Origin of the sequence: Corynebacterium sphenisci DSM 44792, from assembly GCF_001941505.1 — a bacterium.
Taxonomy (GTDB): domain Bacteria; phylum Actinomycetota; class Actinomycetes; order Mycobacteriales; family Mycobacteriaceae; genus Corynebacterium; species Corynebacterium sphenisci.
The window spans coordinates 1,867,654-1,893,158 of sequence record NZ_CP009248.1; the positions used below are offsets into that span (position 1 = coordinate 1,867,654).

Annotated in this window: 24 protein-coding genes; 10 read left to right on the top strand and 14 right to left on the bottom strand. The window is 75.3% G+C overall.

What is annotated here, in order from left to right:
* The first annotated feature begins 32 nt into the window (after positions 1-32).
* Positions 33-1,349 carry a carboxylesterase family protein gene (locus CSPHI_RS08455; protein WP_075692492.1) on the top strand — a complete coding sequence of 439 codons (1,317 nt, stop codon included), beginning with the start codon at positions 33-35 and terminating at the stop codon, positions 1,347-1,349.
* On the opposite strand, the gene CSPHI_RS12060 is transcribed toward CSPHI_RS08455, so the two are convergent.
* Positions 1,346-1,492: a hypothetical protein gene (locus CSPHI_RS12060; protein ID WP_157118522.1), complete on the bottom strand. Its 147-nt coding sequence runs from the start codon at positions 1,490-1,492 to the stop codon at positions 1,346-1,348. The genes CSPHI_RS08455 and CSPHI_RS12060 overlap by 4 nt on opposite strands.
* Positions 1,493-1,558: 66 nt before the next feature.
* Complete coding sequence (locus CSPHI_RS08460; RefSeq protein ID WP_075692494.1) at positions 1,559-2,122, bottom strand: META domain-containing protein; 564 nt, start codon at positions 2,120-2,122, stop codon at positions 1,559-1,561.
* Between the two features lie 67 nt (positions 2,123-2,189).
* On the opposite strand from CSPHI_RS08460, the gene treS reads away from it, so the two are divergent.
* From treS to CSPHI_RS08475, 3 genes are read left to right on the top strand one after another with little or no spacing between them, the layout of a single operon-like run.
* Positions 2,190-3,968 (top strand): maltose alpha-D-glucosyltransferase, encoded by a 1,779-nt coding sequence (gene treS, locus CSPHI_RS08465; RefSeq protein ID WP_075692496.1) that lies wholly within the window; start codon positions 2,190-2,192, stop codon positions 3,966-3,968.
* Entirely contained in the window at positions 3,965-5,407 is a 1,443-nt protein-coding gene (locus tag CSPHI_RS08470; protein ID WP_245803294.1) for a phosphotransferase, read from the top strand. Before treS ends, CSPHI_RS08470 begins: the two co-directional genes overlap by 4 nt.
* 42 nt (positions 5,408-5,449) lie before the next feature.
* A complete protein-coding gene (locus CSPHI_RS08475; RefSeq protein WP_075692498.1) occupies positions 5,450-7,330 on the top strand; it encodes an ABC transporter ATP-binding protein in 1,881 nt (626 codons plus the stop codon).
* On the opposite strand, the gene CSPHI_RS12065 is transcribed toward CSPHI_RS08475, so the two are convergent.
* Both CSPHI_RS12065 and CSPHI_RS08485 read right to left on the bottom strand, forming a co-directional pair.
* Positions 7,327-7,518 carry a hypothetical protein gene (locus tag CSPHI_RS12065; RefSeq protein ID WP_075692500.1) on the bottom strand — a complete coding sequence of 64 codons (192 nt, stop codon included), beginning with the start codon at positions 7,516-7,518 and terminating at the stop codon, positions 7,327-7,329. The genes CSPHI_RS08475 and CSPHI_RS12065 overlap by 4 nt on opposite strands.
* 348 nt (positions 7,519-7,866) lie before the next feature.
* Complete coding sequence (locus CSPHI_RS08485; protein WP_075692502.1) at positions 7,867-8,841, bottom strand: diacylglycerol kinase; 975 nt, start codon at positions 8,839-8,841, stop codon at positions 7,867-7,869.
* 159 nt (positions 8,842-9,000) lie between these two features.
* On the opposite strand from CSPHI_RS08485, the gene CSPHI_RS08490 reads away from it, so the two are divergent.
* The 3 genes from CSPHI_RS08490 to CSPHI_RS08500 all read left to right on the top strand — a co-directional run bounded on the left by CSPHI_RS08490 (position 9,001) and on the right by CSPHI_RS08500 (position 13,590).
* Complete coding sequence (locus tag CSPHI_RS08490; RefSeq protein ID WP_075692504.1) at positions 9,001-10,557, top strand: glycerol-3-phosphate dehydrogenase/oxidase; 1,557 nt, start codon at positions 9,001-9,003, stop codon at positions 10,555-10,557.
* Between the two features lie 96 nt (positions 10,558-10,653).
* Positions 10,654-12,339: an FAD-binding oxidoreductase gene (locus tag CSPHI_RS08495; protein ID WP_075692506.1), complete on the top strand. Its 1,686-nt coding sequence runs from the start codon at positions 10,654-10,656 to the stop codon at positions 12,337-12,339.
* Between the two features lie 87 nt (positions 12,340-12,426).
* The gene (locus tag CSPHI_RS08500) at positions 12,427-13,590 is read left to right on the top strand and encodes a MalY/PatB family protein (RefSeq protein ID WP_075692508.1); all 1,164 of its coding nucleotides are present in this window, start codon (positions 12,427-12,429) and stop codon (positions 13,588-13,590) included.
* A 10-nt stretch (positions 13,591-13,600) separates the two neighbouring features.
* Here CSPHI_RS08500 and CSPHI_RS08505 read toward each other — a convergent pair whose 3' ends face one another.
* The 8 genes from CSPHI_RS08505 to CSPHI_RS08540 all read right to left on the bottom strand — a co-directional run bounded on the left by CSPHI_RS08505 (position 13,601) and on the right by CSPHI_RS08540 (position 20,597).
* A complete protein-coding gene (locus CSPHI_RS08505) occupies positions 13,601-14,869 on the bottom strand; it encodes an acid phosphatase (protein ID WP_245803295.1) in 1,269 nt (422 codons plus the stop codon).
* 152 nt (positions 14,870-15,021) lie between these two features.
* A complete protein-coding gene (locus tag CSPHI_RS08510; protein ID WP_075693922.1) occupies positions 15,022-15,882 on the bottom strand; it encodes a 3-hydroxybutyryl-CoA dehydrogenase in 861 nt (286 codons plus the stop codon).
* A 125-nt stretch (positions 15,883-16,007) separates the two neighbouring features.
* Positions 16,008-16,520 (bottom strand): hypothetical protein, encoded by a 513-nt coding sequence (locus CSPHI_RS08515; RefSeq protein ID WP_075692510.1) that lies wholly within the window; start codon positions 16,518-16,520, stop codon positions 16,008-16,010.
* On the bottom strand, positions 16,520-16,843 hold the full coding sequence (locus tag CSPHI_RS08520) for a putative quinol monooxygenase (protein WP_075692511.1): 324 nt from the start codon (positions 16,841-16,843) through the stop codon (positions 16,520-16,522). The genes CSPHI_RS08515 and CSPHI_RS08520 overlap by 1 nt, the downstream gene beginning before the upstream one ends.
* A gap of 85 nt (positions 16,844-16,928) precedes the next feature.
* Complete coding sequence (locus CSPHI_RS08525) at positions 16,929-17,588, bottom strand: biliverdin-producing heme oxygenase (RefSeq protein ID WP_075692513.1); 660 nt, start codon at positions 17,586-17,588, stop codon at positions 16,929-16,931.
* Positions 17,585-18,415 (bottom strand): ABC transporter ATP-binding protein, encoded by an 831-nt coding sequence (locus CSPHI_RS08530; protein ID WP_084210331.1) that lies wholly within the window; start codon positions 18,413-18,415, stop codon positions 17,585-17,587. The genes CSPHI_RS08525 and CSPHI_RS08530 overlap by 4 nt, the downstream gene beginning before the upstream one ends.
* The gene (locus CSPHI_RS08535; RefSeq protein ID WP_245803296.1) at positions 18,412-19,425 is read right to left on the bottom strand and encodes a FecCD family ABC transporter permease; all 1,014 of its coding nucleotides are present in this window, start codon (positions 19,423-19,425) and stop codon (positions 18,412-18,414) included. The genes CSPHI_RS08530 and CSPHI_RS08535 overlap by 4 nt, the downstream gene beginning before the upstream one ends.
* Before the next feature lie 125 nt (positions 19,426-19,550).
* Positions 19,551-20,597, bottom strand: coding sequence for a heme/hemin ABC transporter substrate-binding protein (locus CSPHI_RS08540; RefSeq protein WP_075692515.1), 1,047 nt, complete (start codon positions 20,595-20,597; stop codon positions 19,551-19,553).
* Positions 20,598-20,793: 196 nt separating this feature from the next.
* Between CSPHI_RS08540 and CSPHI_RS08545 the strand changes: the two genes are divergently transcribed.
* Positions 20,794-21,351, top strand: coding sequence for a gamma carbonic anhydrase family protein (locus CSPHI_RS08545; RefSeq protein ID WP_075693928.1), 558 nt, complete (start codon positions 20,794-20,796; stop codon positions 21,349-21,351).
* Positions 21,352-21,388: 37 nt separating this feature from the next.
* Here the strand turns inward: CSPHI_RS08545 and CSPHI_RS08550 are convergent, their stop codons facing one another.
* A complete protein-coding gene (locus tag CSPHI_RS08550) occupies positions 21,389-21,814 on the bottom strand; it encodes a DUF2752 domain-containing protein (RefSeq protein WP_075692517.1) in 426 nt (141 codons plus the stop codon).
* Between the two features lie 5 nt (positions 21,815-21,819).
* Positions 21,820-22,497, bottom strand: a complete 678-nt coding sequence (locus tag CSPHI_RS08555; RefSeq protein WP_211274660.1) for an isochorismatase family protein — start codon at positions 22,495-22,497, stop codon at positions 21,820-21,822.
* 128 nt (positions 22,498-22,625) lie between these two features.
* On the opposite strand from CSPHI_RS08555, the gene CSPHI_RS08560 reads away from it, so the two are divergent.
* The gene (locus CSPHI_RS08560; RefSeq protein ID WP_075692519.1) at positions 22,626-23,540 is read left to right on the top strand and encodes a DUF808 domain-containing protein; all 915 of its coding nucleotides are present in this window, start codon (positions 22,626-22,628) and stop codon (positions 23,538-23,540) included.
* A 144-nt stretch (positions 23,541-23,684) separates the two neighbouring features.
* Positions 23,685-25,502: an ABC transporter ATP-binding protein gene (locus tag CSPHI_RS08565; protein ID WP_245803297.1), complete on the top strand. Its 1,818-nt coding sequence runs from the start codon at positions 23,685-23,687 to the stop codon at positions 25,500-25,502.
* Positions 25,503-25,505 lie beyond the last annotated feature (3 nt).

The window sequence follows — 25,505 nt, forward strand, 5'->3', positions numbered from 1 at the left end:
CGCGGCGGGGCCGCCCGGTCTACCGTGGGCGCATGGACACGCTGACCGTCGAGGCCCCCGCCGGCCGGCTCACCGGCACCCTGCGCCGCGGGGTGTGGCGCTGCCACACCATCGCCTACGCCGCCGCCGCGCCCTTCGCCCCGGCCCGCCGGGCCGCGCCCGCCGACCATGACGGCCGCCGCCCCGGCGCCGGGGAGCTCACCCTCACCCTCACCGCCCCGCATCCGTGGCCGGCGGGGGCGCCGGTCCTGGTCTGGATCCACGGCGGCCGCTACGAGGAGGGCCATCCCTCGGAACCGTGGACCAACGCCCGCCTGCTCGCCGCCCGCGGCGTCGTCGGGGTGTCCCTGGGCTACCGCAAGGGCCTGGAGGGGTTCTGGCGGGACCGGGAGGCCGATCCGCTGCCGGCGGTGGCCGATCTGCTGCACGCCCTGGACTGGGTGCGGGACAACGCCCCCGCCCTCGGCGGGGACCCGGACCGGGTCACCCTGGCCGGCCAGTCCGCCGGGGCGGGCCTGGCGCTGACCCTGGCCACCCGCCCGGAGGCCGCCGGCCGGGTGGCCCGGGTGCTGGCCGCCTCCCCCGGGTTCTCGCACCGCTCCGGGGGGCCGGTGCAGCGCGCCGCGGCGGCGGCGCTGCTGCGCGGCCCGGCGACCCGGGCCCGGCTGGCCCGGCTGCACGCCGACTCCGGGCCGGCGGCGGTGGCGGCGCTCTACGCCCGGCTGCGCCGGCTCTCCCCCACCGAACCGGCGCTGGGCCCGCATGCCGCCGAGGGCCGGCCGGGGCTGCCCCTGATGGTCACCGCCACCAGCGAGGAATTCCACTTCCTGCCGGAGCTGCGCCGGCTGGACGCCCGGCGCGGGGCCCGGGCGATCGCCCGGGCCACGGCGCTGGCGCACGGCGGCCGGGGCCGGCTGCCCGCGGATCCGGCGCCGATGTCGCGGGTGATCTCCGATGCCACGATCCGGCGCTACGCGGTGGGCGCGGCCGATGCCGCGGTGGCCGCCGGGGTCCCGGTGTGGGCGGCGGAGTTCCGCCCCGGCGCCGGGGTGGGCACCGGTCCGGCGGGGCCGACCTCGGGGGCCCCGCACTGCATCGAGCTGCCCCGGCTGTTCGGCCGGGAGGAGCACCCCTTCCACGAGGCGGCGCTCGCCTTCATCATGGCCGGCGACCCCGCGGCGGCCGCCCCCGGCGTCCCCGGCGATCCCGGGTGGCCGAGCTACGCGGATCCGGGTCGGCCGGCCCGGATCTACGCGGGGGCGGGCCCGGCCTGCGTGGCCTCGGTGGCCGCCGATCCCTGGGCGGAGGTGCGCGCCCTGTTCCCGGCGCCCCGGGCCCGGCGGCCCTAGAGCGGCAGCAGCCCGGCGGCCAGCGCGTTCTTCAGCAGCATCGCGCAGCTGAGCAGGGTGACCAGGGTGATCAGCACCGCCCACAGCCGGGTCACCCGGTCGGGCCGGGGCCGGCGGTCGGGGTCATCCTCGGGTTCGCGCATGCCCCCATCACAGCACATCCGCAGCCCGCGGCGGGGCGGGCGCGGCGGCCGCCCGGTCCGGGCGGGTCAGCCGGCCCCGCCGTCCGCGCCGTCGCCGGCGGGGCCGGCGTCCTCCCGGTAGGGGCCGGCGTCGCGGAACTCCACCCACCGGTCCCCGGGGCCGCGCAGGTGCAGGGTCACCGCATCGCCGCCCTCGCGCAGATGCAGCGCCACCGCCCCGGCGCCGGCGAAATGGGTGAAGAGCCGCTCCGCCTCCCGGTGATCCGGGCAGTACATCCGGGTCGAGCCGGTCATCCCGAACTCGAGGGTGTCCGCGCCCAGCCGGGCGCCCTGGCCGAAGAACAGGTTGCAGCCGTCGGAGCCGCGGATCGGCCGCGGCGCGCCCTCGGCCCCGGCGCCGTCGACCTCGGGCAGCGCGAACCAGGCCGCCGGATCCTCGGCCAGCGCCCAGCGCCGGCCGGGCACCGCCTCCCCGGCCGCCGGCGGATCCGCCTTCGCCGCCCGGCGCAGCTCGGTGAGCCCGGCGCCGAGGGCGAAGAGCACCACCAGCACCCCCACCACGGACACCACCGCCACCTTCGGCACCCCGCCCCAGGTTCCGCGCAGGCCTTCCCGCCAGTTGCTCCTCATGGCCCCGATCATGGCACGGCGCACCCCCGGCTGCGGGGTGAACCGGGATTCCCTACGCTGGGTGGCCATGGACGACTGGTACCGCAGCGCGGTGTTCTACGAGGTCCTGGTGCGGGCCTTCAACGACTCCGACCACAACGGCTCCGGCGATCTCGCCGGGCTCACCGCGAAGCTGGACTACCTGCGCTGGCTGGGCGTGGACTGCCTGTGGCTGCCGCCCTTCTACGACTCCCCGCTGCGCGACGGCGGCTACGACATCCGCGACTTCCGGGCGGTGCTGCCCGATTTCGGCACCGTGGAGGACTTCCGCACCCTGCTCGACGAGGCGCACGCCCGCGGCCTGCGGGTGATCACCGATCTGGTGATGAACCACACCTCCGACACCCACGAGTGGTTCCAGGCCTCGCGCAGCGACCCGGAGGGCCCCTACGGGGACTTCTACGTGTGGACCGATGATCCGGAGACCTACTCGGGGGCGCGGATCATCTTCGTGGACACCGAGGACTCCAACTGGACCTGGGACCCGGTGCGCCGCCAGTACTACTGGCACCGCTTCTTCTCCCACCAGCCGGATCTCAACTACGACAATCCGGCGGTGCAGGAGGCGATGCTCGACGTGCTGCGCTTCTGGTGCGATATGGGCCTGGACGGGTTCCGCCTGGACGCGGTGCCCTACCTCTTCGAGCGGGAGGGCACCAACTGCGAGAACCTGCCGGAGACGCACGCCTTCCTCAAGCGCTGCCGGGCGGTGCTCGACGCGGAGTACCCGGGCCGGGTGCTGCTCGCCGAGGCCAACCAGTGGCCGGCGGACGTGGTGGAGTACTTCGGCGACCCGGCGGTCGGCGGGGACGAGTGCCACATGGCCTTCCACTTCCCGCTGATGCCCCGGATCTTCATGGCGGTGCGCAAGGAGTCCCGGTTCCCGATCTCGGAGATCCTGGAGACCACCCCGCCGATCCCCTCCTCCGCGCAGTGGGGGATCTTCCTGCGCAACCACGATGAGCTGACCCTGGAGATGGTCACCGACGCCGAGCGGGACTACATGTACGCCGAGTACGCCGCGGATCCGCGGATGAAGGCGAATATCGGGATCCGGCGCCGGCTGGCCCCGCTGCTGGACAACGACCGCAACCAGCTGGAGCTCTTCCACGCGCTGCTGCTGAGCCTGCCGGGGTCGCCGGTGCTGTACTACGGCGACGAGATCGGGATGGGCGACAACATCTGGCTCGGCGACCGCGACGGGGTGCGCACCCCGATGCAGTGGTCCCCGGACCGCAACGGCGGGTTCTCCCGGTGCACCCCCGGCAAGCTGTACCTGCCCACCATCCAGGACCCGGCCTACGGCTACCAGGCGGTGAACGTGGAGGCCCAGATGGGCACCTCGAATTCGCTGCTGAACTGGCTGCGCACCATGGTGCACCTGCGCAAGCGCTACGAGGCCTTCGGCCGCGGCGATTTCCGGGAGCTGGGCAGCGCCAACCCCTCGGTGCTGGCCTACCTGCGCGAATACGCCGGGGAGCGGATCCTGTGCGTGAACAACCTGTCGAAGTACCCGCAGGCGGTGACCCTGGATCTCGCCGAGTTCGACGGGGCGGTGCCGGTGGAGATGACCGGGTCGGTGCCCTTCCCCGCGATCGGGGAGCTGCCCTACCAGGTGACCCTGCCCGGGCACGGCTTCTACTGGTTCGAGCTGCAGGGCGGGGCCGCCGGCCCGGCGACCTCCACCGCCGCCCCGGTGGTGCCGGTGGCCCAGGCGATCTCCGATGCCCCGGTGGCCGCCACCCGGGACCCGGACGCCCCCGGCGCGCGACCCGACGACCACCCGACCACGGAGGAGAACCGATGAGCAGCGACGAGACCGCGACCACCGCCCACGCCGGCCCGGGCCTGCCCGGCGACGCCGAGGTCGCCGCGGAGCTGGCCCGCACCCTGCCGGGCCGGCGCTATTTCGCGGACAAGGCCGCCGCGGTGACCCGGGTGGAGCTGCGGCACCGGGAGCCGGTGGCCGCCGCCGGGGGCCGGCCGGTGGAGCTCATCTTCGCCCGGGTGCACGTCGGCGACGCCGCCCCCGGCTACCTGCTGCCGGTGGTGTGGACCCCGGCGGCGGCCGCCCCGGAATCCGATGTGCTGGTCGCCGCCGGGGAGCTGGCCGGGGTGGACGCCCTCGCCGACGCCGAGGCGGTGACCGCCCTGGGCGCGGCGCTGATCGGCGCCGGCCGGCTCGGCGCGATGGAGCTGCGCCGGGTGCCCGGGGCGGCGGAGCCGGCGGTGCCCGCGGCGGGCCGGGCGATGGGCGTGGAGCAGTCCAACACCTCGGCGATCCTGGACGAGGCGGTGCTGTGCAAGTTCTTCCGCCGGCTGCACCCGGGGGTCAACGCGGACGTGGAGCTGCTCACGGCGCTCTCCGCCGCGGACTGCGCGGCGGTGCCGCCGCTGCTGGCCTGGACCGAGCTGGTCGTCGACGGGGAGGCCTACACCACCGCGATGCTGCAGGAGTACGTGCCGAATTCGGCCGATGGCTGGGCGATGGCGCTGACCAGCGTGCGCGACATCATCCGGGAGGGGGATCTGCAGCCGGCGGATCTGGGCACCGACTTCGCCGCGGAGGCGCGCGCCCTGGGCGCGGCGGTGGCCCGGGTGCACCTGACCCTCGCCGCGGCGCTGCCCGCCGGGGCGCCGCTCACCGGCGCGGAGCTCATCGCGCCGATGCTCACCCGGCTGGAGCAGGTCGCCGCCACCGTGCCGGAGGTCGCCGCCGCCGCGGACCGGGTTCGGGCGGTGTACCGGCGGGCCGCGGCGGCGGTGCCCGCCGCCGGCGCCCCGGTGCAGCGCATCCACGGGGATCTGCATCTCGGCCAGGTGCTGCGCACCCCCCGGGAGTGGCTGCTGATCGACTTCGAGGGCGAGCCCTCGCGGCCCTGGGACGAGCGCCGGATCCCGGATCACCGGCTGCGCGACATCGCCGGGATGGTGCGCTCCTTCGACTACGCGGCGCATTTCCCGCTGCTCTCCGGGCGGGAGGACTCCCCGCAGCACCGCTACCGGGTCGCCGAGTGGGCCGGCCGCAACATCGGCGCCTTCCTCGACGGCTACGCCGCCGAGGCCGGCGCCGATCCGCGGGCCGAGGCCGCCCTGCTGGACGCGTTCACCCTGGACAAGGCGATCTACGAATGCCTCTACGAGGCGCAGAACCGCCCGGATTGGCTGGCGCTGCCGCTGGCCGCGGTGCACCGGCTGCTCGACGGGGCCGAGGGGGCCGACCCGGACCCGGCGGCGGACCGGTAGCCGCCGGCGGGGCGCGCGCCACCGCCGCCTATAGTCGGCGGGGTGCAGTACCTCACCCGGATCCTGGGCACCGCGCGGGTGCTCTGGCCCTTCTACCTGGGCATCGTCGTGTGCTCGGTGGGCACCGCGGCCGCGGCCCTGGTCAGCCCCTTCCTGATCCGCGACGCCACGGACGCGATCGTCGGCGCCCTCGGCGCCGGCGGGGACCGCGCCGGCGCCGCGCGCACCGTGGTGGCGCTGGCCCTGGGCCTGCTCGCCGCGGATCTGGTGCAGGCGGTGGTGCAGAACATCGGCGGCTACCTCGGCGACGTGATGGCCGCCCGGATGCGCGAGATCCTGGCCACCCGCTATTTCGCGAAGCTGCTGGCGCTGCCGCAGCGCTATTTCGACGATCAGCGCACCGGCACCATGATCGCCCGGCTGGACCGGTCCATCACCAACGTGATCCAGTTCCTGCAGGCCTTCGCGAACACCTTCTTCCCGATGCTGCTGACCATGGCCGCGGTGCTGGCGATCACCGCCTGGCACTGGTGGCCGCTGGCGGTGCTGCTGGCGGTGGTCTTCCCGGTCTACGTGTGGCTGACCGCGCTGACCTCCCGGCGCTGGCAGCGCCTGGAGCGGGCGAAGAACCACGAGATCGACCACGCGGGGGGCCGCTTCGCCGAGGCGGTGGGCCAGATCCAGGTCGTGCGCTCCTTCGTCGCGGAGCTGCGCGAGCTGCGCGCCTTCGCCGGCCGCTACGCCCGCACGGTGGGGCTCACCCGGGTGCAGTCCCGGTGGTGGCACGGCATGGACGCGACCCGCGGGGCGGCGCTGACCCTGATCTTCTTCGGCATCCACCTGCTGCTGTTCACCCGCACCCTGGGCGGGCACTTCTCCATCGGCACCATGGTGATGCTGATCCAGCTGACCACCATGGCCAAGCACCCGGTGACCATGATGAGCTACGTCATCGACACCGCGCAGCGGGCGGTGGCCGGCTCCCGGGACTACTTCGACGTGATGGTGCTCGACGCCGAACCGGCCGCCGATCCCCGGCTGCGCGCCGCGGCCGCCCGCGACGGCGGCGGCCGCGACGCCGCCGAGGCCGGCGAGGACGCCCCGGCGCCGGGCCGCCGGCTGGAGCCGGTGCCCGGCGCCCCGGTCATCGAGTTCGACGCGGTGGACTTCGCCTACGAGCCGGGCACCCCGGTGCTGCGCGGGGTGAGCTTCACCGCCGAGGCCGACCACCGGGTGGCCCTGGTCGGCGAATCCGGGGGCGGCAAATCCACCATCGTGCAGCTGCTGCTGGGCTTCTACCGGCCCACCGGCGGGCGGCTGCGCATCTGCGGCCGCGACGTCACCGGGCTGCCGATGGCGGATCTGCGGGCCACGGTGGGCGTGGTCTTCCAGGATGCGGCGCTGTTCTCCGGGACCATCCGGGAGAACATCGCCTACGGGCGGCCCGGGGCGGGGGAGGCGGAGATCCGGGCGGCGGCGGAGCGGGCCAACGCGGACGGGTTCATCCGCGCCTTCGCCGAGGGCTACGACACCGTGATCGGCGAGCGGGGGCTGAAGCTCTCCGGCGGGCAGCGGCAGCGGATCGCGATCGCCCGGGCGATCCTCAAGGACGCCCCGGTGCTCATCCTCGACGAGGCGACCTCGGCGCTGGACACCCGCGCCGAACGGGAGGTGCAGCGCGGCCTGGAGGAGCTGATGGCCGGGCGCACCACGATCGTGATCGCGCACCGGCTGTCCACCATCTCCGGGGTGGACCGGGTGGTCACCCTGGACCGGGGCCGGGTGGACGAGGTCGGCTCCCCGGCGGAGCTGGCCGGCACCGGCGGGATCTACGCGGAGCTGCTCCGGCTCACCGCCTCGGCCTCCGCCGAGGATCGGCGCCGGCTGAGCCGCTTCGGGCTGGCCCCCGGCGGGGAGGGCTAGCCGCCGGCGACGGTGACCAGCTCGGAGGCGAGGATGGCGGGGGTGGTGGGGCCCTCGTAGCGGAACAGCGCCAGGTAGTCGGAGAGGGCGAACACCCCGGGGCCGGAGGCGGAGTCGGTGAACCGGTCCGGGCCGGCGGCGGGGGCGGCGGTGCGCTGGGCGCGGGGGGCGGCGATGGCGGTGGTCATGGGGCGCGCTTTCGTCTGCGGCGGCCGGGCTCGGCCGAATCGGGTCGGGGGCGGCGGCGTCCATGCGGCCCGCCGCGCGTCCCGGCCCCGGGTCGATCCCGGGCGGGTGGTGCGCCTCAGCGGGGCGGCATGGACCGTCGACAGCGGCGCATGCCGCGCGGCGATGCGGTGGCGGTCGCGCGCTGCTCGCCCATCGCCGGATCCTCCCTGCCCGTCTCCTGCCGCGGCGGCCGCTCCGCCGCGGGTATGCGTACAGACTAGTCTAGTCGGCAGCGCCCCCGCGAGCACCCGGCGGCGGAGCCCCCTCGCGGCGCCCCCGTCCGGGGGGCGCCGCGGGCGCGGCCCCGGTCAGGGCCGCGGCACGATGTAGCGGCCGGCGGCCGGGGCGATTTCCACGCGCACCGGCAGCGGGGCCATGAAATCGCCGTCCGCGTAGGCGTTCATCGCGTCCTCGCCGCCGAAGAACTCCACCAGCGCGCCGGGGCTGCGGTACTGGGTGACCTCCGGCTGGCGGACGTGCTCGCCCTTGAACACCTTGCCGAACACCGCGGCGGCCTTGAGCCGGCCGGCCTTGCCGATGACGGTGATGTCCAGCTGCCCGTCGGCGTGGTCCGCGGCGGGGCAGATCTTCATCCCGCCGCCGTAGCTGCGGGTGTTGCCGAAGGCGGCCAGGGTGATCCGGTCGTCGATCACGGTGCCGTCGTCGAGGGTGATCCGGAAGGGCAGCGCGTGGAAGTTGAGGAACTCCACCACGATCGCCGCGTTGTACCGGTTGCGGCCATGCGGCCACTTCATGACGTTGACCCGGTCGGAGACCAGGGAGTCGAAACCGGCGCACATGATGGTGCCGAACCACTTGGCCTGGGCCGCATCGGGCTCCCCGTCGGCGCCGATCGGCAGGATCCGGCCCAGGTCGGTGGTGATCGCGAATCCGTCGGCGACCACGTCGGCGGCGGCCTCCGGGTTGTTCCGGGGCAGCCGGTACTCCCGGCCGTGGTCGTTGCCGGTGCCGGCCGGGATGATGCCCAGCGGCACCCCGGTGCCGGCCTGCTCCTGCAACGCCAGGTTGATCATGCCGTCCCCGCCGGCCACCGCCAGGGCGTCGATCCGGCCGTCGTCGAGCACGGTGCGGATGAGCCGGCGGGCGTCCGCCGGCGATTTGCCCTGCAGCGCGACCACGTCCACCCCGCGCTCCGAGAACCGGTCCATCGCCCGCTCCGCGGCGTGCGCGGCCGCGCCGTGGCCCGCCTTCGGATTGGTGACCAGCGCCACAGTCGAGACCTGCACATGCTCGACCGGGTAGTCCTCCAGGTAATTCGACATTAAGGAATTCCTTTCGTGAAAATGGTTCTTCAGATTAAGTCGGATAATGGCGGGGGATCGAGTACCGGGGAACCGTCCGCATATGTATAACATAGTGGACGAAGCGGCCCGCACACTGCGAAAACCGTGAAACTATTCCAGGGTCACCAGGAGGATCCCATGAGTATTCCCAACGGAAATTCCGCGCTCGACCGGGCGCGCCGGGACGCGGAATGGAAGGAGCTCGAGGAGCTGGTCGCCGACGGGGGCCAGGTCGATCTGCTCGTCATCGGCGCCGGGGTCACCGGGGCCGGGATCGCCCTCGACGCGGCCTCCCGCGGCCTGGACGTGGTCCTGGTGGATCGGCAGGACATCGCCTTCGGCACCAGCCGCTGGTCCTCCAAGCTCGCCCACGGCGGGCTGCGCTACCTGGCCAGCGGCAACATCGGCATCGCGCGGCGCAGCGCGAAGGAGCGCGGCATCCTCATGGAGGTCACCGCCCCGCACCTGGTGCACGCGCTGCCCCAGGTGGTGCCGGTGCTCGACGAGTTCACCCTGGCCAACAAGACCCTGCCCCGGGTCGGCTTCGTCGCCGGCGATGCGCTGCGCATCGCCGCGGGCACCGCCGCGTCCACCCTGCCGCGCTCGCGCACCGTCGGCCCGAAGGAGGTCGTCGAACTGGCCCCCACGGTGCGCACCGAGGGCCTGCGCTTCGGCTACGTCAACTACGACGGCCAGCTCGTCGACGACGCCCGCCTGGTCGTCGCCCTGGCCCGCACCGCCGCGGCCTGCGGCGCCCGGGTGCTCACCCACGTCGGCGCGGTCGACGCCACCGGCACCGCGGCCACCCTGGCCGATCGCCTCGGCGAGGGCGGCGAACTGCGGCTGCGCGCCCGCAACGTGGTCAACGCCACCGGGGTGTGGGCCGGCGGCATCGACCCGACGATCCGGGTGCGGCCCTCCCGGGGCACCCACCTGGTCTTCGACGCCGCCCTCTTCGGCAACCCGACCGGGTCGCTGACCGTGCCGGTGCCCGGCGCGCTGAACCGCTTCTGCTTCGTGCTGCCCGCCCCCCTGGGCCGGGTCTACGTCGGCCTCACCGACGAGGACGCGCCGGGGCCGATCCCCGATGAGCCGGAGCCCACCGAGGCCGAGATCGACTTCCTGCTGGAGGTGATCAACCGGGGCCTGGACCGCAAGGTCGGCCGCGCCGACATCCTCGGCGCCTTCGCCGGGCTGCGCCCGCTCATCGACTCCGGGGAGGGCGACACCGCGGACCTCTCCCGGGAGCACGCGATCATCGTCGCCGACAACGGGCTGATCAGCGTCGTCGGCGGCAAGCTCACCGAGTACCGGCTGATGGCCGAGCAGACCGTGGACGCCGCCCTGGCCCGCACCGGCCAGCCCGCCGCGCCCTGCTGGACCGACCGGCTGCCCCTGGTCGGCGCCGAGGGCGAGGCCGAGCCGCTGCCCGGCGCGGCCCCGCGCTGGCTCATCGAGCGCTACGGCGCCGAGGCCGGGGCGGTGGTCGCCGCCAGCAAACTGGACCGGCCCCTGGACCGGGTCGCCGAGGGCGTCGACGTCACCCGCGCCGAGTTCTCCTGGGCGGTCACCCACGAGGGCGCGCTCACCGTCGCCGACATCCTGGACCGGCGCACCCGGATCGGGCTGGTGCCCGCCGACCGGGCCGCCGCCGAACCCGCCGCCGAGGAGGCGCTGGCCGCCTGCGCCGGCTGAGCCCGCCCCTCCCCCATCCGCAACCCACCCGAACCCCGCCGGCGCCCCGCCCGCCCCGCTCACCGCGGGCGGCGCACCGGCCGAAAGGAACCCGACATGAACCGATCCGACACCGCCCCGCACCGCATGCGCTGGTGGGGCTGGGGCGTGGACGGCTTCGACAAGCCGATCACCGCCGAGGCCGAGGAGCTGCTGATCCGCGAAATCGGCATGGCCGAGGCGGACAACCCGCCGAAGGACATCGCCGAGGTCGCCATCCCCGACTCCCGGCTCGACGAGGCCGATCTCGCCGCCCTGCGCGACGCCGTCGGCGAGGGCGCGGTGTGCGTGGACCACGACACCCGGGTACGCCACGCCGTGGGCCGCAGCTACCCGGACCTGGCCCGGCTGCGCGCCGGGGTGCTCGACATCGCCCCGGACGCGGTGGTGGTGCCCCGCGACGAGGAGGCGGTGGCCCGGCTGCTGGCCGCCTGCACCGAGCGCGGCATCGCGGTGACCCCCTTCGGCGGCGGCACCTCCGTGGTCGGCGGCGTGGAGGCCGTCGACGGCGGGCACGGCCGGGCGGTGGCGCTGTCCATGGTGGCCTTCGACCGGGTCCTCGACGTGGACCTGGAGGCCAACACGGTCACCGTGCAGACCGGGGTCTTCGGCCCCGATCTGGAGGAGCGCCTCGCCCCGCTGGGCGTCACCGTGGGCCATTTCCCGCAGTCCTTCGAGTTCTCCACCGTCGGCGGCTGGGTGTCCTGCCGCTCCGCCGGGCAGGAGTCCTCCGGCTACGGCCGGATCGACCGCAACGTGATCGGCATGCGGGTGATCACCCCGGCCGGGGCGATGGCCTTCCGGGACATGCCCTCCTCGGCGGCCGGGCCCAACCCGCGGGAGCTCTTCCTCGGCTCCGAGGGCACCCTCGGGGTGATCACCCAGGTGACCCTGCAGCTGCACCGCCGCCCCGACGAGATGATCTTCGACACCTACTTCGTCGACTCCTTCGAGCACGGCCTGGAGATCTTCCGGGATCTGGAGCAGCGCGGGCACATCCCGCACCTGGCCCGGCTCTCCGATGAGCCGGAGACCCTCTTCGGCATCGAGCAGATGGGCGGGGCCACCGGCCCCAAGCTGAAGAAGTACCTCGCCCTGCGCGGCATGGACACCCCCTGCATGATGCTCTTCGGCTTCGGCCAGGAGTCCCGGGCCGAGGCCCGCGCCGCCCGGGAGCTGCTCGCCGCCCGGATGCTCCGGCACAAGTGCGTGCGGCTGGGCCCGATCCCCGGCCAGCTGTGGGTCAAGCACCGCTTCACCTCCCCCTACCTGCGGGACGTGATGATGACCCGCCGGGTGGGCGTGGACACCCTGGAGACCGCCACCACCTGGGAGCACGCCGCCGAGCTGCGCCGGCGGATCATGGACCGGATGCGCGCCGCCGCGGAGGCGCACGGCGCCCCCGCCTACGTGTTCTGCCATATCTCGCACATGTACGAGTCCGGCTGCTCGCTGTACTTCACCTACTTCTTCCGCGAGGAGCCCGGGCGGATCCTGGACCAGTGGATGGACATCAAGTCCGCCGCCGGCGAGGCGATCCTGGAGTTCGCCGGCACCATCACCCACCACCACGGGATCGGCCAGGACCACGCCCCGCAGAACTACGAGGAGAACACCGAGCTCTTCGCCCGGGTGCTGCGCGCGGTGAAGGCGGAGCTGGACCCGGCCGGGATCCTCAACCCCGGCAAACTGCAGAACGGCCCGCATGATCTGCGGGAGCGCTACGACGGCTCCGCCATCTGAGCCGCCCCGCCCCGGCGCCGCCGCGGCCCCGCGCCCACCCCGGCGCCGGGGCCGCGGCGGTCGCGCATCGGCGCTATCGTCGTCGCCATGACCCCACCCGGCATCCCCGAATTCCCCGACGAGGCCCGGCTGCGCGAGCGCGGCACCAGCAAATGGACCCGCTTCGACGCCGACGTCACCCCGCTGTGGGTCGCCGAATCCGATGCCGCGACCTGCCCGGCGGTGCTGGACGCGATCCGGGAGGCGGTGGACCGGGAGTTCCTCGGCTACCCCCCGGCCGATGAACTGGGCCTGGGCGCGGCCACCGCCGGCTGGTACGCGCGCACCACCGGCTGGGACCCGGACCCGGCCCGGGTGCACGCGGTGGCCGACGTGGTGCGCGGGGTGACCCTGGCGGTGGCGCACCTGACCCGGGCGGGCTCGCCCATCGTGCTGCCCACCCCCGCCTACATGCCCTTCTTCGAGGTCGGCCCGGCCACCGGCCGGGAGACCATCACCATCCCCACCGGCGACCGCGGCCCGGACCCGGCGGCGGTGGCCCGCGCCTTCGCCGCCGGGGCGGGCGCGCTCATCCTGTGCAACCCGAACAACCCGCTGGGCTTCACCCACGAGCCGGCGCTGCTGGCGGAGCTGGCCGGGATCGCCGAGCGCCACGGCGCCCGGATCATCGCCGACGAGATCCACGCCCCGGTGGTGCTCGACGGCGCCCATACGCCGGCGGCCTCGGTCTCCGCCGCCGCGGAGCGGGTCACCGTCACGGTGACCGCCACCTCCAAGGGCTGGAACACCGCCGGGCTGAAATGCGCCCAGGTGATCCTCGGCGACACCGCCGCCGACGCCGCCGCCTGGGCGTCGATCCCGCATATCCTCACCTCCGGGGCCTCCACCCTGGGCATGGCCGCGGCGGTGGCCGCCTGGACCGCCGGCGAGGAGTGGCGGACCGGCCTGCTGGCGGCGCTGCGGGCCAACCGGGGCCTGCTCGCCCGCCGGCTGCCCGAGGTCGCCCCCGGGATCCGCTGGCGGCCCCCGGCGGCGACCTACCTGGCCTGGCTGGACTTCCGCGGGGTCGCCGGGGTGGATCCCGCCGACCCGGCCGGCTGGCTGCTGGACCGGGCCCGGGTGGCGGTCAACCCCGGCACCGCCTTCGGCGACGGCGGGGCCGGGCGCGTGCGGCTGAACTTCGCCGCCAACCCGGATCTGCTGGCCGGGGCCCTGGACCGGATCGGCGCCGCCGTCGCCGCCGCCGGCTGAGCCGGCCGCCTCAGCCGCGGATCCGCAGCGAACCGTCCGGGGCGACCTCGACCTCCGCGGCGAGGGCCCGGGCCAGGTTCACCCGCATATGCGAGGCCCCCTCGGCGCGGTCCAGGGGCAGCCCGGAGTCCAGGGCGGTGGCGGCGAGCACCTCGGCGCGCTGGGCCTCGTCGAGCCCCGGGAACCGGGTCGCCAGCAGCCCGGCGTAGCCCTCCGGCACCGTCATCGGCCGGCCGGGCGCGCCCACCGGGGCGAAGCCGTAGCCCATCGCCGCGGTGTAGGCGGCCACCGCCGCGGCATCGTCCAGGTAGGGCTCGTCGGCGGCGATGCACTCGGCCAGCGCCGCACCGCAGCGGTACTCCAGCTCGGCGCGCAGCTCCCCCGCGGCGGCCTCGATGAGCGGCCGGAACCCGGGGTCCGCCCAGCGGTCGGCGGCCGCGGCGGTGCCCATCATCCGCCCGGCCATGACGTCGAGGGGGTAGTGCACCCCGAGCAGCACCCGGTTGCGGCCGGCCTCCGCGCCGCGGGCCTGCAGCTGCGGGCCCAGCTCCGGGAGCATCAGTGACAGCAGGGTCACCGTCCAGGTGGCCTTGTTGGCGTGCCCCGAGGGGTAGGAGGGGGTGGTCGAGTAGGGGTCGTCATCGCCGGGTGCGCCCCGGTGGTAGCGCACGATCCGCTCCGGGGCGACGACGAAGGGCCGGTCCTCGCCGTAGTAGTACTTCTCCGCGAAGGTCGAGGAGGCCACCCCGCCGGCCCGGGCCAGGGTGCCGGAGAGCAGCGCCTCGGTCTTCGGCAGCCGGCCTGCGGCCAGGGCGGCCCGGAAATGCGCGCCGAGGCCGGCGCCGAGGGCGTCGGAGAGGGTGACCAGCGGATCATCGTGGTCGTCGGCGAGGGCGCGCAGCTGCGCGGCGCGGTCCCCGCGGGCGGCGTTGTTGATCCGCACCGTGGTCTCCAGGTTCTCCGCGAGCGTCTCCGGGTGCCGCTCGCGCAGCTCCTCGTAGGGTTCGACCACGTGGAAGTAGAACACCCCCTCCCCGGAGGCGTCGGAACGGTAGGGCCGGGCCAGCTGGCCGGGGGTGAAGGGCCGCGGGGTGGGCGCCGCCGGGTCCGCCGCGGCATCGGCGGCGGGGCCGGGGATCGCGGGGACGGCGGGCGCCGCGGCGGCGGGGGCGGCCGCCGGCAGGGCCAGCAGCAGCGCCAGCGCGGCGGCGCGGCACCGGCCGCGGGCTCGTCGCGGGCGGGGGCGGGCGGGGGACGGGATGCGGCTGCTGTCGGACACGGCGCGCAGGTTAGCCGCCCCGGGCGAGCCCGCGGTGGCCGCCGGATGAGCCGCGCCGGGCGCGTCGGTGAACAATCGGTGAACCCGGCCCGCGCGGGTGCGCGCGGGCCGGGTCGGGGCCGGGGCCCGGGGCGCCCCGGGCGGGGCGCGGCCTAGTAGTCGTAGAAGCCGGCGCCGGACTTCCGGCCCAGCCGGCCGGCCTCCACCATCCGCTTGAGCAGCGGCGGGGCGGCGTAGGTGGGCTCGGCGTACTCCTCGAACATGGCGTCGGCGATGAACTTCACCGTGTCCAGGCCGACCATGTCGGCCAGGGTCAGCGGGCCCATCGGGTGCGCGCAGCCGTTGACCATGCCGGCGTCGATGTCCTCCTTCGCGGCGACGCCGTCCTGCAGCATCCGGATCGCGCCGAGGATGTAGGGCACCAGCAGGGCGTTGACGATGAACCCGGAGCGGTCCTTGGCCCGGATCACGGTCTTGCCCAGGGCCTGCTCCGCGTAGGCGTGGGCGCGCTCGGCCTGCACCTCCCCGGTGGACAGGGTCACCACGTGCTCCACCAGGGGCAGCACCGGCACCGGGTTGAAGAAGTGCAGGCCCATCACCCGCTCCGGGCGGGTCGTCGCCGCGGCGATGGACTGCACCGGCAGGGAGGAGGTGTTGGTCGCCAGAATCGCCTCCGGATCGGTGACCACCTCATCGAGCTTCCCGAAGACCTCCGCCTTGACCTGGGGGTTCTCCACGATGGCCTCGATGACCAGCTGGCGATCGGCGAAATCGCCGAGATCGGTGGTGTAGGAGATCCGCCCGAGGATGGCGTCGCGCTCGGCGGCGTCGAGCTTGCCGCGGGAGACCGCCTTGTCCAGGGAGCCGGCGATGCGCTTCCGCCCGCCGTCGAGGAACTCCTCCTTGGCCTCCCAGACCAGCACCTCGCTGCCCGCGCGGGCGCACACCTCGATGATCCCGGATCCCATCTGACCGGCGCCGACGACGCCGACCCGGGTGATTTCAACAGCCATGTCCATACTCTCCGAAAATCGTCCCCGCCCGACGGGGCCCCGCCGGGCGCTTCAGTGCGGATGCTACCCGGCGCGCGACCCCGGCGAGGCCGGTTGCGCGGGAGTCCTCCCCGGGGTGGGCCGGCTCAGCCGAACTGGCCGAGGATGTCGTCGATTTCGGCGACGGTGCGCCGGGCCTCCTCGGCGATCTCCGGCTGCGGGGCGTCGGCGAGCCCCGCCCAGGCGTCGCGCAGCCGGGGCAGCTCCTCGCGGAGCAGCTCCGTCAGCGCCGCGGCCGGGTCGGCGGCGCCGATCACCCGGGAGGCGTCCACGGTGGCCGCGCCCCCCTCCCCGGCGTAGTCGTGCAAGGCGCCGAGCTGGCGGTGGCACATCCCCTTGACCCGGCCGAAGAGCCCGGCCTCGCGGCCGCGCGCCCCGGAGGACAGCGCGTCCTCCGCGGCGGTGCGCAGCTCCTCGGCGTCGGCGAGCAGATGGGCGGTGCGCTGGGCGGCGTCCTCCGCGGAGTTGGCGGCGGTGGCCTCGGCGGCGGCGGATTTGCCGGCCCCGCCGTCGTCGACGGTGGCCGGGTCGTAGCCGCAGCCGGCGGCGCCGGCGGCGGCCAGCAGGGCGATCAGGGCGGCGGCGGTGCGGGCGCGCATCAGCCGATCTCCAGTTCGCCCATGCGGTCCCAGCCGTCCTTGCCGGGCAGGGACTGGGAGATGATCCGCGGGGTCTCCCGCAGCAGCGGGCGCATCGCGGCGAGTCCGGCGGCGAAGTGCGCGCTGCCCACGTGCGCCTCGGCGGCGTCGTCGGCGAAGGCCTCCACGAGCACGAACTCGTCGGGGTCGGCCAGGCTGCGCGACCACTCGAACCAGAGGTTGCCCTCCTCGGCGCGGGTGGCGGCGGTGAAGTCGGCGACCGCCTCGACGAACTCGTCGGCGCGGCCGGGCAGGACCGGGAACTTGACCACGATGAAAATCATGCACTCCACCCTACGCGGACGCCCCGCCGCCGCCGCGGCCGCGCGGGGCGGGCCGGGGCGATGCGGCGGGGCCGGCGGTGCGGGCCTATTCGGCGGGGTGGCGCCGATCCAGGTCCGCGAACACCGCGGTGTTGCAGGTGAAGGCGGTGCGGGCGTGCGCGACCAGCTCCTCGCGGTGCTCGTCGAGCACCGCCAGCGAATCCAGCCGGCCGCGGTAGGTGTCCCGGTAGGCCTTGAGCTTGTCGATGCCCGGGAAGCGCAGCCCCTGCACCCCGTCCTCGCCGAAGCCGTAGATCCGGGACACCAGGGTGGCGATGATCTGGCCGCCGGCGAGATCGCCGAGGTAGCGCACGTAGTGGTGCGCGGCGAAGGCGACCTGGTCGCCCTCCTCGGCCACCCGGTGCAGTTCGGCGACGTAGGCGGCGGTGGCCTCGGTGGGCCGGACCCGCTCCGCGGCGCCCTCGGCGCCGTGCAGGAAGTCCAGGTCGGCGCTCAGCGCCGCGGTGCGCAGCAGCCGCTCATCGGCCAGCGCCTCGACCACCGGGGTGCCGGCGAGGGCCTCCCCGGCGCCCTCCAGGGCCCGGTAGATGCACAGCATCTGGCCCTGGTAGTCGACGTAGGCCTCGCGGGTGAGCAGCCCGTTGAGCATCCGGTTCATGAACCCGGAGTTCTCGGCCTCCTCGTGCACTTCGATGGTCGCCTTGCGCAGCAGGGCGGAAACGGTGGTCTTCTCGGGTGCGGTCATGATGGCCGGCTCCTCGTGGTCGTCGTGTCCCGGGCCCGTCTGGGCTGGATTACCGGGTTGCCCGCCGAATCGCGCAGGATCTCCACCGCACGGCCGTAGACCTCCGAGACGAGCTCGGCGGTCAGGGTGCGGTCGGGCGCGCCCACCGCGCGCAGGCGGCCCCCCTCCAGCACGGCGACCCGATCCGACCACGCGGCGGCGGCGGAGAGGTCGTGCAGGACGAGGATCACCGTCGCGCCTTCGCGGGCCCGCCGGCGGGCGATGGCGAGCACCTCCTCCGAATGGTGGAAGTCGAGCGCGGCGGTGGGTTCGTCGAGCATGAGCACCGGCGTGTCCTGGACGAGCACCCGGGCCATGTGCACCCGGGCCTGCTCGCCGCCGGAGAGCCGGCCCACCGGCCGGTCCAGCAGATGGGCGATCCGGCAGTCCCGGATCGCGGCGGCGGTCAGCTCCGGATCGGGGCAGCCGTGCGGCGCCCGGCCCATGGCGACGACCTCGCCGGCGGTGAAGGGGAAGTCCACGGCGAGGCGCTGGGTGAGCACCGCGCGGTACCGGGCCAGATCCGCCAGGGGCGTCCCGGCCACGTCGAGGGCGCCGATCCGGGCGGAGCCGGCGCCGCGCAGATCGCCGGCGGCGACCGCGAGCAGGGTGGATTTGCCGGCCCCGTTCGGGCCGACCAGGGAGAGCACCTCCCCGGGGCGGGCGGTGAGGTCCACCCCCTCGAGGATGGTGCGCCCGCCGCGGCGCACGCCGACCCCGGCCAGCTCCACCGGGACCGGGCCGGTCGGGCGCGGGGCGGCGGGGGCGCGCCGGCTCCGGGGGCTCATGGCCGCACCGCCCGATCCCGGCCGAGCAGCCAGAAGAACAGCGGGCCGCCGACCAGGGCGGTGATCATGCCCAGCGGCAGATCCGCGTTGGGCACCAGGGTGCGCGCCGCGACATCGGCGATGGTGGTGGTGAGCGCCCCGCCGAGCAGGCTGGCGGGCACCAGCAGCCGGTGCCCGGGGCCGAAGAGCAGGCGCAGCGCATGCGGCACCACCAGGCCCACGAAGACGATGATCCCGGAGAAGGCCACCCCGGCGGCGACCAGCAGCGCGGAGAGCACGATCACGATCCGGCGCAGCCGGGCCACGTCCACCCCGAGATGCCGGGCGGGGGTCTCCCCCAGCGAGATCAGGTCGAGTTGGCCGGCCAGCCCGATGAAGGCCACCGCGATCACCGCGGTGACCGCGGCGATGATCGCCGCGGCGGTCCAGGAGCCGCCGGCGAAGGTGCCCATCTGCCAGAACACGATCTGGTCCCGGGCGGTGGGGTTGGCGATGAAGGTGAGCAGGCTGACCAGGCCGCCGCCGATGGCGTTGACCGCCACCCCGACCAGGATGATCCCGGCGGCGTCGCCGCGGCCGCCGCGGGCCCGGGCGATGGCGGCGACCACCGCGGTGGCGCCCACCCCGCCGGCGAAGGCGCCGAGGGTGGTCAGCCACTGCCCGCCCAGCCAGGCCCCGGCGAAGGGCAGCGCCGGGGCGAGCACCACGGTGCACGCGGCGCCGACCGCGGCCCCGGAGGACACCCCGATGAGCCCGGGTTCGGCCAGGGGGTTGCCGAAGATCGCCTGCAGGGTCACCCCGGCCACCGCCAGGCCCGCCCCGACCAGGGCGGCGACGATGATCCGGGGGAAGCGCACGTACCACAGCACCGCGTCCGCCGGGGCCGCGGCGGCGTCCGCCGGGGCGAGCCCCAGCCCGCGGCCGATCGCGGCGAGCACGTCGGCGACGCCGATGCCGAGCTGGCCGGTGAGCGCGGAGGCGAGCATCAGCCCCACCAGGGCGGCCGCCATGACCACCAGGATCACCGTGCGGCGGAGCGCGCCGCCGCCGGCCGGGCGCACCGCCGCGGCCGGGTCTGCGGGCGGCGCCGCGACCGCGGGATCGGCGGCGCCGGCCGGCCGGGCCGGCCGCGCCCTCATCCGGCGGCCCCGCCGCCGTAGAGCGCCGCGGCCATCGCGTCGATCACCTGCGCGGTCTGCGGGCCGAAGGAGAGCAGCTGGGAGTCCGGCACGTCGAGCACCGACTCATTGGCCCCGGCCGGGGTCTGCGCCATCCCGGGCAGGTCCACCAGCCCGGCGACCCCGCCGACGGACTCCAGGCCCCCGGTCATCACGATCACGGTGTCCGGCGCGGCCGCGGCGAGCGCCTCCGGGGTCAGCGGCACGAAGCCGGCGTCGATCCCGGAGTCCCCGGCGGCGTCCACCCCGCCGAGCATCTCGATGAGCTCCCCGGCCCCGGTGTCCCGCCCGGCGATCAGCGCCGTGGAGGTGCCGCGCACGTAGAGCAGCAGCATCCGGCGGCCGTCCGCGCGGGCCCGGGCCGCCTCCGCGGCGGCGTCGATGCCGGCGGTGATCGCCCCCCGGGCCGCCCCGGCGTCGCCGAGGCCCAGGGCGGCGGCGACCTGGTCGGCGAGATCGCCGACCGTGGAGGGCAGCCGCCGGTCGCTGACGTGCACCACCGGGATGCCCGCCTCCCGGAACCCGCGGATCGCGGCCACCGGGCCGATGGTGCCGTCGGTGAGGATCAGATCCGGTTCCAGGGCCATCACCGACTCCGGGTTCACCGCGTGCCCGCCGGGGGTGAGCTCGGGCAGCCCGGCCACCCCGGGGAAATCGGAGGCGATGTCCCGGCCGACCAGCCGGTCGCCCATGCCCAGCGCCCACACCATCCGGGACAGCGCCCCGGAGCGGTCCAGGGCGATCACCCGGTCCACCTTGGTGACGGTGACCTCGTTGCCGCGGTCGTCGACCAGGGTGACCGGCAGCGCCGGTCGCGGATCCGGCAGCAGCACCTCCGGATCCCGCGGGGGCAGATCGGCGTGCACCGCCCCGGCGGCGCCGGCGGCGGACTCGGGTGCGGCGTCCCGGTCCGGCAGCGCGCAGGAGGCCAGCGCCCCGGCGAGCACGATGAGCGCCAGCAGGAGGGCGACGACGCCCTGCCTGCGCAATGGGGTGATCGGCATATCCTCGAACTCCGGCTGTTTAGGCGACGCTGACCTGGTCACGGTAGCACAGCGCGGGGAGCCGAACCCAGGCGAAGCAGGCCGTACATCGGGCTTGCCGCGCACCCGGGATCCCCCCGCGGCCGCCGGCGGCGGGGGCGGCCACCGGGGGCGGCCGGCCCGGCGCCGCGGCGGGCCGGTGGGCGATGATGGGCGGATGGAACCGCTCATCCTGCCCTTCGCCGGGATCACCCCGCGCATCCACCCCGAGGCGTGGATCGCGCCGACGGCGACCATCATCGGCGACGTGGTCATCGGCCCCGGCTCCTCGGTGTTCTACGGCTGCGTGCTGCGCGGCGACGTGGGCCCGATCCGGATCGGCGCCCGCACCAACATCCAGGACAACTGCACGGTGCACGTGGACCGGGGCGTGCCGGCAATCCTCGGCGACGACGTCACCGTGGGGCACCTGGCCCTGGTGCACGGCGCCACCGTCGGCGACGCCACCCTGGTGGGCATGCAGGCCACGCTGCTCTCCGGTTCCCGGGTCGGCGCCGGCAGCCTCATCGCCGCCGGGGCGGTGGTGCTGGAGGACCAGGAGATCCCGGCCGGCGCCCTGGCCACCGGGGTGCCCGCGAAGGTGCGCCGGGAGCTCGACGCGGCGGCCGCGGCGGGTTTCGTCGCCCATGCCGGGCGCTACGTCGGCACCGCCGCCGCGCACCGCGGGCTGCGCCCGATCCCGCTGGCCGAGGTCCTCGACGAGACCATCGGCTGACCCGGCGGCCCACCCCCGCACCCGGAGGCGGGCGGGGTCAGGGCCGCAGCACGTCCAGGGCGGGATGCGGGATGAGCCGCAGCACCGTCCAGGCGATGAGCGCGGCCACCGCGATCCGGCCCAGCCCGGGGATCCGCGCCGGCCCGGCCGCCGGGCGGCCCAGGGCGCGGGCCGCCCAGGCCAGCCAGGCCCAGCCGGCGAGGGCCACCGCGACCACGCCGAGGGCGTTGTAGCCCAGCGCGGCGGGCAGATCCGCGCGGGTGAGCGCCTGCAGCATCCGGGCGGTGCCGCACACCGGGCAGTCCACGCCGAGCAGCGCCCGGGTGGGGCAGGCCGGCACCGGCCCACCGGGGGTCTCCGGATCCGCGGCGGCGAGGGCGGCGCAGCCGGCGAGCGCGGCGGCGGCCGCCGCCGCCGGCGCCGCCGGATGCGGACGGCCCCGGGCCGGTCGCGCGGGCGCCACCGCGGCTACTCCACGATCGCGCCGGCGTCGGCCATCTCGGCCAGCGCCGCCGCACCGCGGTCCGGGTCCACCGCGGCGATGAGCCCGGTGGGCACATGCACCTCGAAGCCCTCGCGCAGCCCGTCGAGCACGGTGGCGCGCACGCAGTGGTCGGTGGCCACCCCGCAGACGTCGATCCGCTCCACCCCGGCGGCGCGCAGCGCCTCGGCCAGGCCCACGCCGGCGGCGGTGGCCCCCTCGAAGCCGGAGTAGGCCGCGCAGTAGGCGCCCTTGGTCACCTCGATCCACTCCGCATGCGGGTTGACCTCGGCGAAGAGGTCGGTCACGCGCAGCGCCAGCGGGTGCAGCGCCGCGCCCCGGGTGCCGGCCACGCAGTGCACCGGCCAGCTGTCCACGAAATCGGGCTCGGCGGCGAAGTGATCGCCGGGGTCGACGTGCTCGTCGCGGGTGGTCACCAGCAGGGAGTACTTCCCGGCCCGGCCGACCACGTGCACCCCCATCGCCTGGTAGGCGGCGACGGCCCCGGACACGGCCAGCGCCCCGCCCTCGGAGAAGTCGTTCTGCGCGTCGACGATGACCAGGGCGGTCACCGACCGGGTGCGCCCCTCCTCCGGGTCGTCGGCGAAGGCGGGCCGCAGCGAGGTCGGCTCCGCGGGGTCCGGGATGATCCGCGGCTCGTTCATGCCGGGAACCATAGCAGCGGGCCGCGGCGGGCGCCGGGGGCGCGTTTTCCGCCCCGGCCGCCCGCGGCCGGGCCCGCCCGGCCCTAGGATGCAACCATGAGCCCCCGCCACCGCAGAGGAGCCGGCCGATGAGCGCCGGACTCGCCGCCCTGCTCGACGACGTCGCCCTCATCGCCCGCGCCGCCGCGGCCAGCATCGACGACGTCGGCGCCGCCGCCGCCCGGGTGGGCACCAAGGCCGCCGGGGTGGTCGTCGACGACGCCGCGGTGACCCCCCGCTTCGTCGCCGGGGTGACCCCGGCCCGGGAACTGCCGATCATCTGGCGGATCACCAAGGGCTCCCTGTTCAACAAAATCGTGCTCATCCTGCCGGTGGCGCTGCTGCTCAGCGCCTTCGCGCCCTGGGCGCTGCAGCCGATCCTCATGCTGGGGGCGACCTACCTCTGCTACGAGGGCGCGGAGAAGATCCTGGAGCGGCTCACCGGCGGGGCCCATGCGGAACCGGTCGCCCACGTCGGGCCCGGCGCGGAGGACAAGCTGGTCAAGGCGGCGATCACCACGGACCTGATCCTCTCCGCGGAGATCATGGTGATCTCGCTCAACGAGGTCGCCGCACAACCACTGCTGCAGCGGGCGATGATCCTGGTGCTCGTCGCCGTCGGCATCACCGCCCTGGTCTACGGGGCGGTCGGGGTGCTGGTGAAGATGGACGATATCGGGCTGCGGCTCGGCGAATCCGATGCCGCCGGCACCCGGCGGGCGGGCCGGGCCCTGGTGCGCGCGATGCCGCGGGTGCTGCGGCTCATCTCCGTGATCGGGGTGCTCGCCATGCTCTGGGTGGGCGGGCACATCATGCTGGTCGGGGTGCACGATCTGCTCTGGGCCGCGCCCTATGAGCTGGTGCACCACCTGGCCGCGGCGGTGCCCGCCGGGGCGGCGGCCTGGGCGGTGGACACCGCCTGCGCGATGGTCGTCGGCCTGGTCTGGGGCGCCCTGGTGGTGGCGGTGACCATGGCCCCGCCGCTGCGCCGGCTGCTGCACTGAGCCCCGCCCCGGACCCCGCCCCTCCCCTCCCCTCCCCGCCCGCGCCGCCCGGCGCGGGCGGGCGCCGTCGACGCGCCCGCGGGCCCGGTGTAGGGTTGTCTGCCATAACACCGAAAGCCTTGAGGTTTATTTTCGGGAGGCGATGTGACCACGATCGACCAGCGGGAACACGATGCGCGGGAGGAGACCGGGGATCCGCCGGCGCAGCCCGGGATCGGGGCGCTCATCCGGCCCGCCCGGGGCTCGATGATCCTCAGCGCGACCCTCAGCGGGCTCGGCGCGATCCTCTCGATCGTCCCCTATATCGCGCTCACCGAGATGGCGGTGACCTGGTTGCGCGGCGACGGCGGCCACCCGCGCACCCTGGCGGCGGTGGCGGTGGCCGCCGCCCTGGCCGGCAGCCTGCTCTACTCCATCGGGGTGGGTCTGACCCACATGTCCGAGGCCCGGCTGCGGCACCGGCTGCGGATGGCCCTGGTGCGCACCCTGGGCCGGATCCCGCTGGGCCGGGTGGACCAGACCTCCTCCGGGGCGATCCGGAAGATGGTGGTCGACGACACCGTCGCGATCCACACCATCGTCGCGCACCTGGCCGGGGACTTCACCTACGCCGGGGTGTCCCTCGTGGTCGGCTTCGGCTACCTGCTGTGGGTGGACTGGCGGCTGGCGCTGCTGCTGCTGGTGATCTGGATCCTGTGCATCGCCCTGGCCATCGGCATCGGGCTGACCCGGGCCGGGGAGATCATGCGCGCCTTCGGGGTGGCGCAGACCCGGCTGTCCGCCACCACCGTGGAGATGGTCGAGGGCATCGAGGAGATCAAGAACTTCCAGGCCGCCGACGCCGCGCGCACCCGCTTCGACGACGCCCGGCGCGCCTTCACCGACATCTCCTACGACTGGGTCCACGGCTTCGGCCGGGGCATGGCGGTGGTCTACGCCCTGCTGCACCCGGCGGCGGTGGCCGCCACGGTCGCCCCGGCGGCGTACCTCTTCGTGCGCAACGGCTGGCTGGAGCCCGGCTACGCGCTGCCCTTCTTCCTCATCGGGATCGGCATCCCGCAGGGCCTGATGCAGGCGGTGTCCCTGGTGCAGCACCTCTACGAGGCGCGGCTGGCCGCCGGCGCCACCGCCGCGATGCTCGCCGAGGAGCCGATGCCCGAGGGAGCCGACCCCGAGGGGCCGGTCCCCGCACCCGGCGAGGTGCGCCTGGAGGAGGTCACCTTCGGCTACGACCCGGCTCAGCCGGTGCTGCACGGGGTGTCCCTCACCGCCGCCGCCGGGGAGGTCACCGCCCTGGTGGGGCCCTCCGGCGGGGGCAAGACCACCATCGCCCGGCTCATCGCCCGCTTCCACGACCCCGACTCCGGGACGGTGCGGGTCGGCGGCCTGGACGCCCGGGAGGTGAGCCTGGAATGGCTGCTGTCGAATATCGCCATCGTCTTCCAGGACGTCTCCCTGGTGCACGACACCGTGGCCGCGAACATCGCCCTGGGCCATGCCGACGCCGACCGGGCGCGGATCGAGGAGGCGGCGAAGGCCGCCTGCATCCACGAGCGGATCCTGCGGCTGCCGCAGGGCTACGACACCGTGGTCGGCGACGCCGGGGGCGTCCTCTCCGGCGGGGAGCGCCAGCGAATCACCATCGCCCGGGCCTATCTGCAGGACGCGCCGATCCTGGTGCTCGACGAGGCCACCGCCCAGGCCGATCCCCGCTCCGAGCGGGCGATCCACCGGGCCCTGGGCACCCTGGCCCGGGGCCGCACCGTGATCATCATCGCGCACCGGCTGGCCACCATCGCCGGCGCGGACCGGATCCTGGTCGTCGACGGCGGCCGGATCGTCGAATCCGGCCGGCATGCGGAGCTGCTCGCCGCCGACGGCGCCTACGCGGCGCTGTGGCGCGCCCAGCAGACCGGGCCCGCCGACACCGCATCCGCCACCCCGGCCCCCGAGGAGGACTGACCC